General features: G+C 64.0%; 10 protein-coding genes. 5 read left to right on the plus strand and 5 right to left on the minus strand.

Features of this window, described 5'->3' with window-relative positions; translation table 11 throughout:
* Positions 1–94 precede the first annotated feature (94 nt).
* The 5 genes from MAFF_RS29780 (at position 95) to MAFF_RS29800 (ending at position 8,649) form a co-directional block, all read left to right on the plus strand.
* Positions 95–1,735 carry an acyl-CoA synthetase gene (locus tag MAFF_RS29780; RefSeq protein WP_010914738.1) on the plus strand — a complete coding sequence of 547 codons (1,641 nt, stop codon included), beginning with the start codon at positions 95–97 and terminating at the stop codon, positions 1,733–1,735.
* A gap of 186 nt (positions 1,736–1,921) precedes the next feature.
* Positions 1,922–2,530 (plus strand): TetR family transcriptional regulator, encoded by a 609-nt coding sequence (locus tag MAFF_RS29785; protein WP_032929285.1) that lies wholly within the window; start codon positions 1,922–1,924, stop codon positions 2,528–2,530.
* 54 nt (positions 2,531–2,584) lie between these two features.
* Complete coding sequence (locus tag MAFF_RS29790; RefSeq protein ID WP_010914740.1) at positions 2,585–3,727, plus strand: efflux RND transporter periplasmic adaptor subunit; 1,143 nt, start codon at positions 2,585–2,587, stop codon at positions 3,725–3,727.
* 242 nt (positions 3,728–3,969) lie between these two features.
* The gene (locus MAFF_RS29795; protein WP_010914741.1) at positions 3,970–7,110 is read left to right on the plus strand and encodes an efflux RND transporter permease subunit; all 3,141 of its coding nucleotides are present in this window, start codon (positions 3,970–3,972) and stop codon (positions 7,108–7,110) included.
* Between the two features lie 183 nt (positions 7,111–7,293).
* Positions 7,294–8,649, plus strand: coding sequence for an LLM class flavin-dependent oxidoreductase (locus MAFF_RS29800; protein ID WP_010914742.1), 1,356 nt, complete (start codon positions 7,294–7,296; stop codon positions 8,647–8,649).
* A gap of 73 nt (positions 8,650–8,722) precedes the next feature.
* Here the strand turns inward: MAFF_RS29800 and MAFF_RS29805 are convergent, their stop codons facing one another.
* The 5 genes from MAFF_RS29805 to MAFF_RS29825 form a co-directional block, all read right to left on the minus strand.
* On the minus strand, positions 8,723–10,432 hold the full coding sequence (locus MAFF_RS29805; RefSeq protein ID WP_044549666.1) for an APC family permease: 1,710 nt from the start codon (positions 10,430–10,432) through the stop codon (positions 8,723–8,725).
* 254 nt (positions 10,433–10,686) lie between these two features.
* Positions 10,687–13,056, minus strand: a complete 2,370-nt coding sequence (locus MAFF_RS29810) for a DUF1989 domain-containing protein (RefSeq protein WP_044549668.1) — start codon at positions 13,054–13,056, stop codon at positions 10,687–10,689.
* Positions 13,057–13,202: 146 nt separating this feature from the next.
* Positions 13,203–13,841, minus strand: coding sequence for a sarcosine oxidase subunit gamma (locus MAFF_RS29815; RefSeq protein WP_162034366.1), 639 nt, complete (start codon positions 13,839–13,841; stop codon positions 13,203–13,205).
* The gene (locus MAFF_RS29820; protein WP_010914746.1) at positions 13,819–16,800 is read right to left on the minus strand and encodes a sarcosine oxidase subunit alpha; all 2,982 of its coding nucleotides are present in this window, start codon (positions 16,798–16,800) and stop codon (positions 13,819–13,821) included. Before MAFF_RS29820 ends, MAFF_RS29815 begins: the two co-directional genes overlap by 23 nt.
* Complete coding sequence (locus tag MAFF_RS29825; RefSeq protein WP_010914747.1) at positions 16,800–17,075, minus strand: sarcosine oxidase subunit delta; 276 nt, start codon at positions 17,073–17,075, stop codon at positions 16,800–16,802. Before MAFF_RS29825 ends, MAFF_RS29820 begins: the two co-directional genes overlap by 1 nt.
* Between the last annotated feature and the right edge of the window lie 9 nt (positions 17,076–17,084).

A 17,084-nucleotide genomic window follows, 5' to 3' on the forward strand; every position in this document is an offset into this window, starting at 1 on the left:
GCCTGGACAGCATAGCATCTTCGGCCATTCAGGGGGATGGCCTGACGAGAGCCCTAAGGTTAGAAATCTCGAAAAGGACTTTGGGGAGGATGGGATGGCCAATTCTTACGAACAGGATCTCGACAGGAACGCGGCCAACCACCAGCCGCTGACGCCGCTCACCTATCTGGAGCGCGCGGCAAAGACCTATCCCGACCACATCGCCATCATCCACGGCCGCCAGCGCATCAGCTACCGCGATTTCTGGCGCCGCTCGCTGAAGGTCGCATCGGCACTGCAAAAGCGCGGCATCGGCAAGGGCGACACGGTCACCGTGATGCTGTCCAACACGCCGCCGATGCTGGAGGCGCATTTCGGTGTGCCGATGACCAAGGCGGTGCTGCATTCGCTCAACACCCGCCTCGACGCCGCGGTCATCGCCTTCCAGCTCGACCATGCCGAGACCAAGGTGCTCATCGTCGACCGCGAATTCTCCGGCGTCGTCCGGCAGGCGCTCGATCTGGCCAAGGTCACGCCGCTGGTCATCGACTATGACGATCCCGACTACGCCGCCGACGCCCCCTATCCGAAGGGGGAACGGATTGGCGCGCTCGACTATGAGGACTTTGTCGCCGGTGGCGACGAGGATTTCGCCTGGTCGATGCCCGACGATGAATGGGACGCCATCTCGCTCAACTACACCTCGGGCACGACGGGCAATCCGAAGGGCGTGGTCTACCACCATCGCGGTGCCGCCCTGATGGCCTACACCAACACCATCCATGCCGGCATGGCCAAGCACGCCGTCTATCTCTGGACGCTTCCGATGTTCCACTGCAATGGCTGGTGCTTTCCGTGGACGCTGGCCGTCCAGGCCGGCACCCATGTCTGCCTGCGCTGGGTGCGGCCGAAGCCGATCTATGACGCCATCGCCGATCATGGCGTCACACATCTCTGCGGCGCGCCGGTCGTCATGTCGGTGCTGATCAACGCCCGGGATGAGGACAAGCGCACGTTCGCGCAGACGGTGACCTTCAACACCGCGGCCGCGCCGCCGCCGGAAGCCGTGCTGTCGGGGATGGCCGATGCCGGCTTTGCCGTCACCCATCTCTATGGCCTGACCGAGACCTATGGCCCGGCCGTGGTCAACGAATGGCATGGCGAATGGGACGATCTCGCAAAGGGCGAGCGCAGCGCCAAGAAGGCAAGGCAGGGCGTGCGCTATGCCGCGCTCGAAGGCCTGACCGTCATGGACCCCGAGACGATGCAGGCGACGCCGGCCGACGGCGAGACCATCGGCGAGGTCATGTTCCGCGGCAACATCGTCATGAAGGGCTACCTCAAGAACCGCAAGGCCAGCGACGAAGCGTTCGCCGGCGGCTGGTTCCATTCCGGTGATCTCGGCGTCATGCATCCCGATGGCTACATCCAGCTCAAGGACCGTTCCAAGGACATCATCATTTCGGGCGGCGAGAACATTTCCTCGATCGAGGTCGAGGATGCGCTCTACAAGCACCCGTCCGTCGCCTCCTGCGGCGTTGTGGCGCGCCATGACGACAAATGGGGGGAGGTGCCGGTTGCCTATGTCGAGCTGAAGCCCGGCAAGACGGCGAGCGAGGCCGAGATCATCGAGCACTGCCGTGCGCTGCTTGCCCGCTTCAAAGTGCCGAAAGCGGTGATTTTTGCCGAGATCCCGAAGACCTCGACCGGCAAGATCCAGAAATTCCGACTCCGCGAAATGGCCAAACTCGCCTGAAGCGCCGGCGGCCTCTTTAAAAAATATTTTGAGTTGCCCGCATCCTTGGGCCGCTTGGTTACGTCTGTTGGATGTCACCATCTGTCACTATCTTGTACGCGTACGTCGATTTCGCGTTGACATCCCGCCTTCTTCAATTTACGACTGACGAAAATTGAAATTCGTCACTTGTCAAACGAAAGAGCCATGTCCGAAGCCGCCAACATCGTTGTCGATGCCGCCAGGCAGGAGAATGTGACGCGCATTCTCGACTGTGCCGAGCGCCTGTTCCGGCACTATGGCTACGGCAAGACCAATGTTGCCGACATCGCCCGTGAGCTCGGCATGTCGCCGGCCAACATCTACCGTTTCTTCGCCTCCAAGGTCGAAATCCACCAGGCGGTGTGTGGCCGGATGCTCGGCGCCAGCTACAAGATGGCCTACGAGATCATGCACCTGCCGATCGGTGCCGAGGAGCGGCTTCGTCGCTACATCCATGCGCAATACAAGATGACGCTGGAGACCATGCTCGATGAGCAGAAGGTGCATGAGATGGTCATCGTCGCGCTCGAGCGGGACTGGGGCGTCATCGACAAGCACGTCGACAGCATCCACGATCTCTTCGCGGAGGTCATCCGTGACGGCATCGAGGCCGGCGAGTTCGCCGAGCAGGACCCGGTGATCGCGTCGCGCTGCTTCGGCGCCGCTACAATCATCCTTTGCCATCCGCAGATGGTGGCGCAGTGTCTTGCCAAGACCAACCGGGCGATGCCCGACGACCTGATCGACTATGCGATCAAGGCCTTGAAGAAATAGCCGGCGCCCGCCGGGCGCAGGTCGACAGTTTATCTCCAGTTCGGGAGTGCCAAGGTGTCTTTGTCCCATTCCATCATCCGCCGGTTGCCGGTCGCGGGCCTTGTGGTCGCGGCGCTCGCGCTTGCCGGCTGCAGCCAGGAGAAGGCCGAGGTCAAGGAGATAATCCGCCCGGTCAAGGTCGTCGAAATCGCTCAGGCGCATGACACCCGCATGCTTTCCTATTCGGGATCCGTGCGGGCTCGCACCGAAAGCGCCCTGGCTTTCCGCGTCAACGGCAAGATCACCGAGCGTCTGGTCGACATCGGTCAGCATGTGGTGCCGGGCGATGTGCTCGCCCGCATCGATCCCACCGACTACGACCTGTCGGTCAAAAGCGCGCAGGCAGCCCTTGATGCCGCCGAACGGCAGGTCGAGACGACGGAGCTTACGCGAAAGCGCGCCGAGCAGCTTTTCACCAGGAACTTCGCGCCGAAATCGCAGCTCGAACAGGCGACGCTGGCCCATGACCAGGCGGTCGCCACGCGCGACTCCGCCCGTTCGTCGCTCGACCAAGCCAAGAACCAGGTCGGCTATACCGACCTCAAGGCCGACAGGGACGGCATCGTCACGGCCGTGAACGCCGATGTCGGCCAGGTGGTTGGCTCCGGCACGCCCGTGGTCTCAGTCGCCGTCGATGGCGAAAAGGAAGTGCTGATCGCGGTGCCGGAGATGGAAATCGCCGAGTTCAAGCCGGGCAAGTCAGTCAAGGCGGGCTTCTGGTCCGACAGCACGCTGGCGCTCGACGGCAAGGTCCGCGAGGTTGCCGGCAGCGCCGATCCGCAATCGCGCACCTTCGCCGTCCGTGTCAGCCTGCCCAATGATCCGCGTGTGCTTCTCGGCATGACCGCCAATATCGAGGCCTCGGCCGCCAACGAAAAGCAGCTGGTTTCGATCCCCTTGAGCGCGTTGGCTGAAAAAGACAGCCAGTCGATCGTCTGGACCGTGGATCGTGGCGCCGATACCGTTCATGCCCGTCCGGTGAAGGTTGCCAAGTTCGCCGCCGATGGCGTGCGAGTCGCAGAAGGATTGAAGCCCGGCGATATCGTGGTCGCCGCCGGCACCCAGTTCATGACCGAGAATCTCAGGGTCAAGCTCGCCGGCGGCCTGGCGCAGCAATCAGCCTCAGCCGAGGGCGACGACGCCAGCCGGCTGCGCTGAGGACAGACAGGTCGGCCGCGCGTTCCCGCGGCCGCAGGTTTCCGGGCGGCGTGCGCCCGAAGGTTGAGACGTCACGGCCGATGTACCCCCGCATCGACCTAGCGTCCCACCGCGATGAGTGTCTCTCCGCTCGGAAAGCCTCGCCGCCCGGAAGCCAGATCGAATGCAGATGATTTCGTTTCGCGCGCCGCGCTTCTTTGAAGCGCCGGGCGCCGGCAAACAAGCAAAGTGGACGAGTACCGATGACTAATTCCACTGAAGAAAAGCGGCCTTTCAACCTGTCGCGCTGGGCCATCGGCCATCCCTCGATCGCGCGATTTCTGTTCGGGCTGATCATCATCGCCGGTGCGCTCGGCCTGATGCGCATGGGCCAGAAGGAAGACCCGGATTTCACCTTCCGGGTGATGGTCGTGCAGGCGATCTGGCCGGGCTCCTCGATCCAGGAAATGGAAGACCAGGTCGTCAACAAGATCGAGCGCAAGCTGCAGGAAACGCCGCATCTCGACTTTGTGCGCTCCTTCACCCGCGCCGGCAGCGCCATCATCACCGTGCAGATCAAGGGCGACACCAACGCCGCCGAGGTGGCGGACGCCTTCTATCAGGTGCGCAAGAAGGTCGGCGACATCTCCGGCGACCTGCCGCAAGGCCTGCTCGGCCCCTATTTCAACGACGAGTTCGGCGACACCTTCATCACCCTGCATTCGATCAGCGGCGATGGCTTCTCCTATCCAGAGCTGAAGAAGTTCGCCATCCAGGCGCGCGACATGCTGTTGACGACGCCCGGCGTCGAGAAGGCCGTCATCATCGGCGACCAGCCGGAAAAGCTCTACATCGACGTTTCGTCCAAGGCGCTCGCCGAGCGTGGTTTGACGCTGCCCGACCTGCAGAACGCGATCAAGGGCCAGAACAACGTCGATCCGGCCGGCGCCGTCGACACCGGCGTCAATTCGGTGCGCATCTCCGTCGAAGGCGACGTCACCAAGGCCGCCGATATCAGGGAATTGCGCCTGCGTGCCGGCGGGCAGGTCACCCGTCTCGGCGACATCGCCACCGTGACCTCCGGACTCGAAGATCCGTTCCAGCGCAAATACCGTTTCAACGGTCATGACAGCGTGCAGCTTGGCGTGGTCATGGCCAAGGGTTTCAAGGTCACCGACGTCGGCAAGGATGTCGAGGCAACCTACAAGCGCTTCGAGGAGGCGCTGCCCTATGGCGTATCGGTCGACCAGATTTCCGATCAGCCAGGCGTCGTCACGGATGCGGTGGCCGAGTTCATGCATGCGCTCGGCGAGGCGCTGCTGATCGTGCTTGTCGTCTCGTTCCTGTCGATCGGCTGGCGTTCGGGGCTGGTCATCGCCATCGCCATCCCGCTGGTTCTGGCCGCCACCTTCGCCATCATGTACGAGCTCGGCATCGACCTACAGCGCATTTCGCTGGGCGCCCTGATCATCGCGCTCGGCCTGCTTGTCGACGACGCCATGATCGTCGTCGAGATGATGGAGCGCAAGCTGGAGGAGGGGCTGGTCAAGATCGAGGCGGCGAGCTTCGCCTATACGTCGACAGCCTTTCCGATGCTGAGCGGCACGCTCATCACCACCGCGGGCTTCATCCCGGTCGGCTTCGCCGCCTCCACGGCCGGCGAATATGTGCGCACCCTGTTCTATGTCGTCGGCATCGCGCTGATCGTGTCGTGGTTCGTCGCGGTCTATTTCACGCCGTGGCTCGGCAACATGATCCTCAAGCAGCGCAAGCATGCCGGCACCCATCATGACGTCTTCGACACGCGTTTCTACCGTCGGCTGCGTGCTACTGTCGGCTGGGCGGTGCGCCATCGCATCATCGTGCTCGTCATGACACTGGTGACTTTCGGCACCAGCCTGTGGGCGTTCCAGTTCATCCCGCAGAACTTCTTCCCGCAGTCGTCGCGGCCGGAAATCCTGGTCGATCTCTGGCTGCCCGAGGGCACCAGCATCAAGGAGGTCGAAACGCAGGCCAAGGCGCTGGAAGCCAAGATGATGGACGACAAGGACAAGCGCTTCATCGCCACCTATATCGGCGAAGGCGCGCCGCGCTTCTTCCTGCCGCTCGACCAGCAGCTGCGCAACCCGAACTTCGCCCAGATGCTGGTGATGGCCAATGACGAGCCGGCGCGCGAGCGGCTGATCGTCAAGCTGCGCACGGTTCTGGCCGAGGATTTCCCCTCGATCCGCGCCAAGGTCGATCGCCTGTTCCTCGGACCGCCGACTGGCTGGCCGGTGCAGATGCGCGTCATGGGTCCCGACCGCCAGGAGGTACGCCGCATCGCCGACCAGGTGAAGGCGAAATTCCGCGAGGATCCGCTGCTGGGCGCCGTGCATGACGATTGGCTCGAGCCGGTGCCAGCGATGAAGCTGGTCATCGACCAGGATCGCGCCCGGGCGCTCGGCGTCACCTCGCAGCGCATCCGTCAGATGCTGCAGGCGACCATGGCCGGTGCGCCGCTCGACGACTTCCGCGATGGCGAGGAGACGGTCTCCATCGTCGCTCGCGAGCCGGATGCCAGCCGCAGCCTGCTGTCCTCGGTCGACTCGGTCTACGTCCCGACCGATTTTGGTGGCTTCGTGCCGCTGTCGCAGGTGGCCAAGGTGGTACCTGTGCTGGAGCAGGGCATCGAATGGCGCCGCGACCGCCTGCCGACCATCAGCGTGCGCGCAACGCTGCCCGATGGCGTGCAGTCCAACGACGTCGTCACCAAGATGTACAAGGACATGCAGGGCCTGCGCGACGGCCTGGCGCCCGGTTACAAGATCGAGATCCAGGGCGGTGCCGAGGATTCGGCCGAAAGCCAGGCGTCGATCGCCGCCAAGGCGCCGATCATGCTGGCCATCATCGTCGTGCTCTTGATGATCCAGCTGCAGAACTTCGGCAAGGCGATGCTGGTGCTGGCCACCGGTCCGCTCGGCATTATTGGCGCGGCCGCCGCGCTTTTGATCAGCGGCGCGCCGTTCGGCTTCGTCGCCATCCTCGGCGTCATCGCGCTGCTCGGCATCATCATGCGCAACTCGATCATCCTGGTCGACCAGATCGACCAGGACATCGCCAGAGGCATGGAGCGCTCGGAGGCCATTATCGGCTCGGCCGTGCGCCGCTTCCGGCCAATCGTGCTGACGGCGATGACGGCGGTGCTGGCGCTGATCCCGATTTCGCGCGCCGTGTTCTGGGGTCCGCTCGCCTATGCCATGATGGGCGGCATCGTGGTTGCCACCGTGCTGACCATCCTGGTGCTGCCGGCCGGCTACGCCCTGTTCTTCGGCCGCGAGCCGAAGAAGGTGGTGAACAGCGAGCAGGCGCCCGAGCCAGAGTTGGCGACCGAGCGGCCGCAACTGGCCCTGGCCGCGGAATAGAGCGGTTCCATCGTATCATCCGCCATCGGCGATGGCGGATGATACCGCGTGACGGCCAGCCGTCGATGAAAATGCTCCCCACTGCCGGTTCTGCAAAATAGAATTCCTTCCCAGGGGCGCAAAGCGGTTCCATGCTGAGCGACACCGGAGCGGCAACGCTCGTCCTCATCAAGGTTTCTTTGCATGACAGAAAATCGGCAATTGCGGCTTGGCGCCTTCATGCGCCCAGTCAGCCTGCACACCGGCGCCTGGCGCTATCCCGGCGCCTATCCCGACGCCAACTTCAACTTCGCGCATCTGAAGCGCTTCGCGCAGACGCTGGAGGCGGCGAAGTTCGACGCGTTCTTCATGGCCGACCATCTGGCCGTGCTCAACATGCCGATCGAGGCGCTGCGGCGCAGCCACACGGTGACCTCGTTCGAGCCGTTCACGCTCTTGTCGGCGCTTGCCGCCGTCACCGACCATATCGGGCTGGTCGCCACCGCGTCGACGACCTTCGACGCGCCCTATCACATTGCGCGTCGCTTCGCGTCGCTCGACCATATCAGCGGCGGACGCGCCGGCTGGAACATCGTCACCACGTCGAACCCCGATGCGGCGCTCAACTTCGGGCTGGACGAACATGTCGAACATGACGAGCGCTATCACCGGGCGCGGGAATTCTACGATGTCGTGACCGGCCTGTGGGACAGTTTTGCTGACGACGCCTTCATCCGCGACGCCGAAAGTGGGCTCTATTTCGATCCGGCCAAACTGCATGTGCTGGACCATAAGGGCGAGCATCTCTCCGTGCGCGGGCCGCTCAATATAGCCCGGCCGGTACAGGGCTGGCCGGTCATCGTCCAGGCCGGTGCCTCGGAAGCCGGGCGGCAGCTGGCGGCCGAGACGGCCGAGGTGATTTTCGCCGCCCATGCCGATCTTGCCGCCGGGCAGCACTTCTTTGCCGACGTCAAGGGCAGGGCACAAAAACTCGGGCGCTCCCGCGACGACATCAAGATCCTGCCTGGTGCTTTCGTCGTCGTCGGCGACAGTGTCGAGGACGCGCGGGCCAAGCGGGCGAAGCTCGACAGCCTGGTCTATTACGAGAGCGGCATTGCCTCGCTATCGATCGCGCTTGGGCATAACGCGTCGGCCTTTGATCCTGACGCCGCTTTGCCTGAAATACCGGAAACCAATGCCTCGAAGAGCAGCCGCGAGCGCGTCATTGAGCTCGCCCGGAACGAAAACCTGACCGTTCGCCAGCTTGCCCAGCGGCTGGGCGGTTATTCCGGTCTCGCCTTCGTCGGCACGCCGCAAATCATCGCCGACGAGATGGAGAAATGGCTGGTCACCGAAGGATCGGACGGCTTCAACATCATGTTTCCCTATCTGCCCGCCGGGCTCGACGATTTCGTCGAGAAGGTGGTACCCGAGCTGCAGCGGCGCGGCATCTTCAGGCGGCAGTACGAGGGATCGACGCTCCGCGAGAATCTCGGCCTGAAGCGGCCGCCCAACCGGTTCTTCGAAGACGCGAAATCGGCAGTTCGCAAGGCTGGCTGATGCGAGGCTCCGGTCGGAGGCCGAAAAGAATCGGGCGCGCCGTAGCGCGCCCGATGTCTGTTAAGTCGGCCTGTCAGATGACGAATATCCAGTTGGCGATCAGCATTACCGCCACACCGGCGACCAGCGTCAGATAGGGCAGCATGCCCGCTTTCTTCACCGCGAGGTCCGCTCCTGTCATGCCGAGATCGGCCAGCATGTGGTCGGGGAACTTGCCCTTGTCCTGGATGTAGTGGCGAAAGCAGAACACTGGGATAATCAGCGCCGCGGTGATCAGTCCGGCCCACAATGCCATCGGGTTCCACACCTTGGCGCCGGCGCCCATGAAGATGGCGTTGACATAGGCGAAGATCGCTCCGATCCCGAGAAGCCAGGTCGGCGCTTTCCACGGCCGCGCGATATGGCCGTTGTCGATGCGATGGATCCAGCCGGCATTGAGGTTGAGGAAGTTGAAGATGATGTAACCGCAGTTCGACACGGCGAGGATGAAGAAGAAGCTTGTCGCGTCGGCCGAGGCAATGGCCAGCACGATCAGGTTGAAGCAGAGGTCGGTCCACATGGCCCGTGTCGGCGCGCCATGTTCGTTGACGTGGCTGAGATAGCGCGGCAGCCAGCCATCGACCGAGCCTTGGTAGAGCGTGCGCGAGGAGCCGGCCATCGCTGTCATGATGCACAGCACGAGCGCCAGGATCATCAGCATCACCAGCAGGCTGTGGATGATCTTGCCGCCGCCGACCATGCCGGCCAGTGCGTCCGCCACGCCGGAGCCGTCGACGATCGGCGTCGCCAGCATGCCGTTCAAGCCCAGCACGCCCTGGAAGGTGAAGGGCACCAGAATGAACAGAAGCATGCAGAGCAGGCCGGAATAGAAGATGGCCTTGAACGTGTCGGTACCGGGGTTCTTGAACTCGGAGGTGTAGCAGACGGCGGTCTCGAAGCCGTAGGTCGACCAGGCGGCGATGAACATGCCGCCGAGCACCAGCGTCCAGCCGGCGATGTTCCAGGCGCCCGGGTCCGGCGCATAGGCGGTGGCCAGCGGCACCAGCGGCGAGAAGTTGGCCCAGTTGATCTGCCCGGTGAAGATCGGCACGACGCCGACGATCAGCATCGGGATGATGACCAGCAGGCCGATATATTTCTGCACATTGGCCGTGCCGAGGATGCCGCGATGCTGGATCGAGAAGATGATCAACATCAGCACCGCGCCGATGAAGAAGGTGGCGTTGAGCGTGAAGGAGACCGGTCCCAGCGTGTGGCTGTACAGCGTCCAGCTGCGGATCGCCGGTGTCGCGGCCGCGGTCACCGCCGTGATGGCGTCGGCGGGCGCCGTTCCGGCATGCGCCGCGATATAGGCGACGACTTCCGCAGAGGTCTCGGTGAAGATCGGCACTGGCGCCAGCGCATTGAGGATATAGGCGGCGGCGATGGAACAGCCGAGCGACAGCACCGGCGACCAGGCGAACCAGTTGCACCACACCGATAGCGGCGCGATGAACTTGGAATAGCGCAGCCAGGCGGTAGCGCCGTAGATCGAGGCGCCACCCGACTTGTTCGGGAACAGGCCGGCGATCTCGGCATAGGTGAAGGATTGCAGGAAGCCCATGATCATGGACACCGTCCAGATCAGGAAGGCCAGCGTCCCGGTCGTGCCGGCAATGCCGCCGATCGAAAACAGGACCAGCGCCGGAACGCCGCTCGCCACCCAGAAGGCGCCGCGCCAGTCGATATGCCTGAGCAGCTTGCTTTCGGTAGGCTGCTCCAGGGCCGTGCTTATGGTGCTCATGTCAGTGACTTCCCCTTTTTTAAGTGTTCCCCGCCAGCGATGCCTCGGCTTTGCGAAGCTTGCTCCCCGGCACATGACCTTACGACTCCGGTGTTTCCACTCAGTCGTATTTTTTTCTTAACAGTGAAGATTGATCCGGCGCGCTTTCACGTCAAGCGTTTTGTGACGCCGTGCACATCACGCTTGCGCGCGCACGTAACAATACGCCTCGCGGCGCTGCCGGCGCGAGGCTCTGCCTGTCCGGACGGCTGCAGTCAGGAGCGCGGTCGGGTCTTCTGCGGATCGTAATGGGCGAAGGCGACGACGCGCGCTGGCAGCCGTTTGGCGTGGCCGTCGAGCTTGCCGATCTCGACCTCCGTGCCGATGGCCGCATGGGTGACGTCGAGCCTTGCCAGCGCGATGTTCTTGCCAAGCACCGGCGAACGCATGCCCGAGGTGACCACGCCGATCTGGGCGCGGCCGACATGGACGCAGTCGCCATGGCCGACCGCGACATTGCTGTCGATGTCGAGGCCCACCAGTTTCGTCTGCGGGTGTTCCTTGCGGCGGATCAGCGCCTCGCGGCCGATGAAGTCGTCGGTCTTGCTTTTCAGCGGCACGGTGAAGCCGATACCGGCCTCGAACGGATCGGTCTGGTCGGAGAACTCGTAGCCCGCGAAGATCAGCCCGGCCTCGATGCGCACCATGTCGAGCGCCTGCAGGCCCATCGGCTTCAGCCCATGCGGCTGGCCGGCTTCCCAGATGGCGTCGAACACTTTTTCGGCGTCGCGCGGATGGCACCAAATCTCATAGCCGAGCTCGCCGGTATAGCCGGTGCGCGAGACGACGACCGGAATGCCGTTGCCACCCCCGATGCGGGCAACCGCGAAGCGGAACCATTCGAGCTCATCGATCGACGGCTGCAGTGGCGAGGTCCAGACCACTTCTCTCAGGATGTCGCGGCTCTTCGGCCCCTGTACCGCGACATTGTGCATCTGGTCGGTCGACGAGCGCACCAGCACATTGAGCCCAAGCTTCTTGGCGGTCTCGCGCAGCCATTCGCCGGAAAGATCGTCGCCGCCGACCCAGCGGAAATTATCCTTGCCGAGCCGCAGCAGCGTGCCGTCGTCGATCATGCCGCCATGCTCATAGCACATGGCGGAGTAGACGACCTGGCCGACGCCGAGTTTTTTCACGTCGCGGGTCAGCGTGTATTGCAGCAGCGCTTCGGAATCCGGTCCGGTGACCTCGAATTTTCTGAGCGGCGACAGGTCCATGATCACGGCGTCCTGCCGGCAAGCCCAGTATTCGGCGAGGGGGCCTTCCTTGGCGAAGGAATTGGCCAGCCAGTAGCCCCTGTATTCGGAGAAATTTCGGGTGTGCTTGGCAAAGCTCGAATGAAAGGATGTCTCGCGGGTCATTTTCGGTTCCGAATCGGGCGTCATGCGTCTGGCGATCGCTCGCGAGAATTTGTGCTGGCCGGAATAGGTCCGCACATGGATGTCTGTCAGGTCCCAGCCATTGGCCGGCGTGGTGTCGTCGGGGCAGGCGGAGGAGACGCAGACGATGTCGGTCAGCGCCCTGAGCAGCACATAGTCGCCGGGGCGCGACCACGGCTCGTCGGACACCATCACGCCATGCGCGTCGATGGCGGTGTTGAAGAAGAAGTTGATCGCGATCCAGCCCGCGCGGGGTTTGACGCCCTTGCCGGCCAGCGCGCCGTTGAAATTCTCCGAGCAGTTGGTGTGGCCGGGATAGCCGATGTCGTCGTAATATTTCGCAGCGCAAGCCAGCGCGAAGGCATCATGCCGGCCGCATGTGTCCTGCACCACCTCGACCAGCGGCTCCATGTCCTGGTCGTAATATTTTGAATGCAGGCCAGGCATCGGATAGCTCGACCCCATCAGCGTGCGCGTCGTCGTCACGTCGAGCGGATGGTCGAGGCCCTTGTCCAACTTGCGCGCCGAAAAGCACTGGAAGTCGGTGCATTGCCGGCCGTCGACATCGATGATCTGAAGATAGTCGCCGGCCTTGACGAAGTAGGATTCCGCCGTTGCCGAATGGACGCGCAGGTCGAGCACCGGATCGGCGAGGGGATCGGCCAACTGCGACTTTGTTTTCAGGCGGATCGTGGCGCGGCGCACAATGACGGCAAGCGGCGTTGCCGTGTCATGGCTGTCGACCAGCATCGGTCCGCCGGGCGCGGCGATGACCATCGAGCCGTCGCGCGTGACTGTGAAAGCCTGTTCGGTCCCGGCCGGCGTTGTGGCGCCGAACACGCGTAGGGCCTTTGCCTGATCGAGCACCACCTGCCGGCGCGCCAGCCCGCGGCGCAAGGATGCGAGACTGTCATCGCCCTCGGCGAGGAGCGCCTTGATGCCGGCGGCATTGCTGTTGGACTTTTCGCCGAAGATGCCGGGATCGGTGGTGCCTGTGGTGTCCCAGGCCAGAAGTTCGCAGGCCTGGCCGCCTTCGACATTGCGGACGGTGATGATATCGCCGGCCTCGACCTCAATCAGCAAAGCCCCGTTGCCCTGGATCGTGTAGCGCTCCATGCCCGGCGGCAGCGCGATCTGGCCGGGCCTCAGGATGAGACTCGGGCGCGGCGGTCCGGCTGTGACTGTTGGGTAGGGCGACCGGCTCATCTCAGCCTTGCGGTTCGAGAAACAAGTTTGCCTGTGTGTGAAATTATTTTAGCAGCAAGAATAGCAGCGCGGTTGCGTTTGGCAAGGCGAAGGTGGCACAAGCTCCCCTTCTCCCCTTGTGGGAGAAGGGAAGAGCGCGCGCTAGGCTACGCCAAGTCCTCGGAATGCCCGATAACCACACCATACTCCGCGGCCGAGTCCAGCATCGTGTGCCACAGGCTCTCGGCGAAGGTCGCAAACACTAGAACGTTGAACACGGCCGATCCATCTCGGTCAGCGCCACGCCAGAGCGTGACGCTGGTGTGGTCCATCGAAGTCGCAGCAGCCGCGCCAATCGCGAACGCATCCGCATGCAGATCGATCGACGACAGCTTGGCCAACATCGCCCGCGCCTTAGCGCCTGAGATGCTGATCAGCACCCGCGCATGCGATTGGTCGGAGAGTGAAGCCGAACCGGCAAAGGAAGAAGCGAGCGCGGCCATCGCGTGCTTGCCACCCTGTGACAGGACAAAAAACTGATCAGGTCCCGACCAGATCAATGTTGCGTCCTGCGTGCCGACTGCCTTTGGCGTTTCCGGAGCCGCAACACTAAACCTGCCCTTGGCAGCCTTGGCCATCTCCGCCGCCTTGCCGCGCCGCGCCATCACCTGGACGAGGTCGAAATTGCGGATCTCGGTCAGCGTCACGCCGGCATCGCCATGCGCACCATACCGCCCCACCGCGAGCGCGCGATCGAGGGGGCTGCGGACATCCCAGGAAAACTCAGCCACGCTGGCGCCCTCCATCCGGATCGTAGAAGACGGGATTGCAGAGTTCGACGTCATAGTCCTCGCCGCGTATCGGGTCATGCGCATGGACGATCTCGCCGATGCGTTCGCGGCCGCGTTCGACAAGGGCCAGCCCGATCCACTGGCCTGACGTCGGCGAGAAGCAGACCGAGGTGACATAGCCCTGGTCGTTGCCGGGTCCGGGCGTCTGCCCTTTCGGGATAATGTGCGCGCCCGAGCGCAGCCGGCGCGCTCTGTCCGTCGGCTTGACGCCGACGACGACCTGCCGGTCCGGCGCGACCAGCGCCTCGCGGCCGGCCATGACGCGGCCGATAAAATCCTTCTTGGTCGACATCATCTTGCCGAGGCCAAGATCGGCGGCCGTCGTCGTGCCGCTCAGTTCCGGTCCGGCTATGTGGCCCTTTTCAATGCGCATCACGCCAAGCGCCTCGGTGCCGTAAGGCGTGACGCCGAACGGTTTGCCGGCCAGCATAAGATTGCCTGCCATGGCCTCGCCATAGCGTGCCGGCACCGAAATCTCGAACGCCATCTCGCCGGAGAAGGAGATGCGGAACAGCCGCGCCTTGATGCCGCCGCGCAAGGCGACTTCCCGCGCGCCCATGAACGGAAAACCTTCGTTGGACAGGTCCTCCGCCGGGTCGACGATCTCCTTCAGCAGATCGCGGGTTTTGGGGCCGGCGATCGAGAATTGTGCCCACTGGTCGGAGACGGAGGTCAGTTGCACGTCGAGTTCGGGAAACAGCACCTGCCGGCAGAATTCGAGATGCTGCATCACCAGTCCGGCCTTGGCCGTGGTGGTGGTGAGGAAATAATGATCCTCGGCTAGGCGCGACGTCGTGCCGTCATCGTAGACGATGCCGTCCTCGCGCAGCATCAGCCCGTAGCGCGCCTTGCCGACGGCGAGGTTGGAGAAGGTGTTGATGTATACGCGGTCGAGGAAGGCGCCGGCATCCGGGCCGTGCACGTCGATCTTGCCGAGCGTCGAGACATCGCAGAAGCCGACGCCGCTTCGCACGGACTTGACCTCGCGCGTCACCGATTCCAGCCAGTCCTTCTCGCCCGCGCGGGGGTACCACTGCGCCCGCTTCCAGAGTCCTGTGTCGACGAAAACAGCGCCCTGTTCTTTCGCCCAGTGATGCGATGGCGTCAGCCGCGTCGCATGGAAAGTCTCGTCGCGATGGTGGCCGGCAAAGGCGCCGATGGCGACCGGCACGTAAGGCGGCCGGTAGATGGTGGTGCCGGTCTCTGGAATGGACTTGCCGGTGACCGCCGCCATGATGGCGAGGCCGGCGACGTTGGACGTCTTGCCCTGGTCGGTCGCCATGCCGAGCGTCGTGTAGCGCTTCAGATGCTCGACCGATTCAAAACCCTCGCGCTGCGCCAGTTCGATGTCGGAGGCGGTGACATCGTGCTGGTGGTCGACGAAAGCCTTGCCCTTGCCGGCAACATGCCAGAGCGGGCTGAGCGAGAAAGCCTTGTCATTGGCGGATGGCGCTGAGCCGACCGTGCCGTTGCGCCCGACATCCCGCGCGGCTGTCGCACCGGCGTCAAACCCCTCAGCCAGGCAGGCGCCAAGGCCGAAGGCACCGTTGGCGGCGCCCGCTGCGACCATGCCGGGAGGCGCGCCGTCGGGCACGAACGCTGCGATGTCGTCACGCCATTTCGGCCGGCCGCGATGATAGGAGGTGAGCCCGACCGCCGGGTTCCAGCCGCCGGAAACCGCAAGCCCGTCGGCCTCGACCTCGGCGCGCGCGCCGCCGGTGAGCGACACCGCGATTTTCCTGACGCCATCCTTGCCGCCGTTGACGCCGCTGACGGCGCCATGCAGCACCGTGAAACCATTCTTGGCCGCCAGTGAGCGATGTGCCGGCGAAACGTCTGGCCGCGCGTCGATCACCGCTGCGACCTGCAGTCCGGCACCGAGTGCGGTCTCGACCGTGCGCCAGCCATCCTCGTTGTTGGTGAACAGCGCGATGCGCTTCGCAGGGGCGGCGGCATAGCGCCCGACATAGGTTCGCATCGCCGACGCCATCATCACGCCAGGCGTGTCGTTGCCGGCGAAAACGATCGGCCGCTCAAGGGCGCCGGCCGCGACCACGCAACGCTTGGCCACGATGCGCCACATCCGCTGGCGCACCTGATGTTCGGGCGGCGAGGGCAGGTGGTCGTTGACCCGCTCCAGCGCGCCATAGGTGCCGCCGTCATAGACGCCGAACAGCGTCGTGCGGGCCATGATGCGGACATCGGGCATTGCCGTCAGCTCAGCCAGCGTCCGCGACAACCATTCGGTGGCCGGCAGGCCATCGATCGTGCCGCCATCCGACAGCAGGCGGCCGCCGAACGCAAAATCCTCTTCGCACAGGACGACGCGGGCGCCGCCGCGGCCGGCGGCCAATGCTGCCGCCAGACCGGCTGGGCCGGAGCCGGCGATCAGCACATCGCAATGCGCCCAGGCCTTGTCGTAATGATCGGGATCGGCGACGCCTGAAGCGCGGCCGAGACCGGCGGCGCGGCGGATCGCCGGTTCGTAGATCGCTTCCCAGAATTTCGCCGGCCACATGAAGGTCTTGTAGTAGAAGCCGGCAACGAAGATCGGCGCGAACAGCTGGTTCACCGACATCACATCGTAGCGCAGCGACGGCCAGCGGTTCTGGCTGGCGGCCTCGAGCCCTTCATAAAGCTCGGCCGTCGTCGCCTTGGTGTTCGGCTCGCGCCGGGCGCCGGTGCGCAGTTCGACCAGCGCGTTCGGTTCTTCCGAGCCTGCTGTCAGGATGCCGCGCGGACGATGATATTTGAACGAGCGCCCGACCAGCTTGACGCCATTGGCAACCAGCGCCGACGCCAGCGTGTCACCCTCGAAGCCGGAAAAGCTCTTGCCGTCGAAGCGGAAATTCAGCGGCGCCGAGCGGTCGACGAGGCCGCCCTTGTCGAGCCGGTTTGTCTGCGCGCCGGCCATCACGCGCCAACCTTCGCCGCACCGGCGCCCGCAGCCGGTTCGATCGCCGAAATCTCATGCGTCAGCGTGTTGCGGGTGACCTTCAGCCACGCCCGGCAGCCGCCGCCGTGATACCAGTTCTCGCTCATCACGCCGGCGACATTGTCGCGCAGATAGACATAGTCGTAGACGGCTTCTTCGCCGGCATCCGCGGCGGGTCGCACCGGTTTGGCGTCGCCGAGATAGGTGAACTCGCCAAGTTCGCGTTCGCCGCAGAAGGGACAGACAATGCGCATGATTTTCTG

Origin of the sequence: Mesorhizobium japonicum MAFF 303099 (assembly GCF_000009625.1) — a bacterium.
GTDB lineage: Bacteria > Pseudomonadota > Alphaproteobacteria > Rhizobiales > Rhizobiaceae > Mesorhizobium > Mesorhizobium japonicum.

Bases quoted from the DNA above. Each gene is read 5' to 3' on its own strand.
- MAFF_RS29805 (WP_044549666.1), bottom strand. From the start codon at position 10,432: ATGAGCACCATAAGCACGGCCCTGGAGCAGCCTACCGAAAGCAAGCTG.
- MAFF_RS29815 (WP_162034366.1), bottom strand. From the start codon at position 13,841: ATGGAGGGCGCCAGCGTGGCTGAGTTTTCCTGGGATGTCCGCAGCCCC.
- MAFF_RS29795 (WP_010914741.1), top strand. From the start codon at position 3,970: ATGACTAATTCCACTGAAGAAAAGCGGCCTTTCAACCTGTCGCGCTGG.
- MAFF_RS29825 (WP_010914747.1), bottom strand. From the start codon at position 17,075: ATGCGCATTGTCTGTCCCTTCTGCGGCGAACGCGAACTTGGCGAGTTC.
- MAFF_RS29810 (WP_044549668.1), bottom strand. From the start codon at position 13,056: ATGAGCCGGTCGCCCTACCCAACAGTCACAGCCGGACCGCCGCGCCCG.
- MAFF_RS29820 (WP_010914746.1), bottom strand. From the start codon at position 16,800: ATGGCCGGCGCGCAGACAAACCGGCTCGACAAGGGCGGCCTCGTCGAC.
- MAFF_RS29800 (WP_010914742.1), top strand. From the start codon at position 7,294: ATGACAGAAAATCGGCAATTGCGGCTTGGCGCCTTCATGCGCCCAGTC.
- MAFF_RS29780 (WP_010914738.1), top strand. From the start codon at position 95: ATGGCCAATTCTTACGAACAGGATCTCGACAGGAACGCGGCCAACCAC.
- MAFF_RS29785 (WP_032929285.1), top strand. From the start codon at position 1,922: ATGTCCGAAGCCGCCAACATCGTTGTCGATGCCGCCAGGCAGGAGAAT.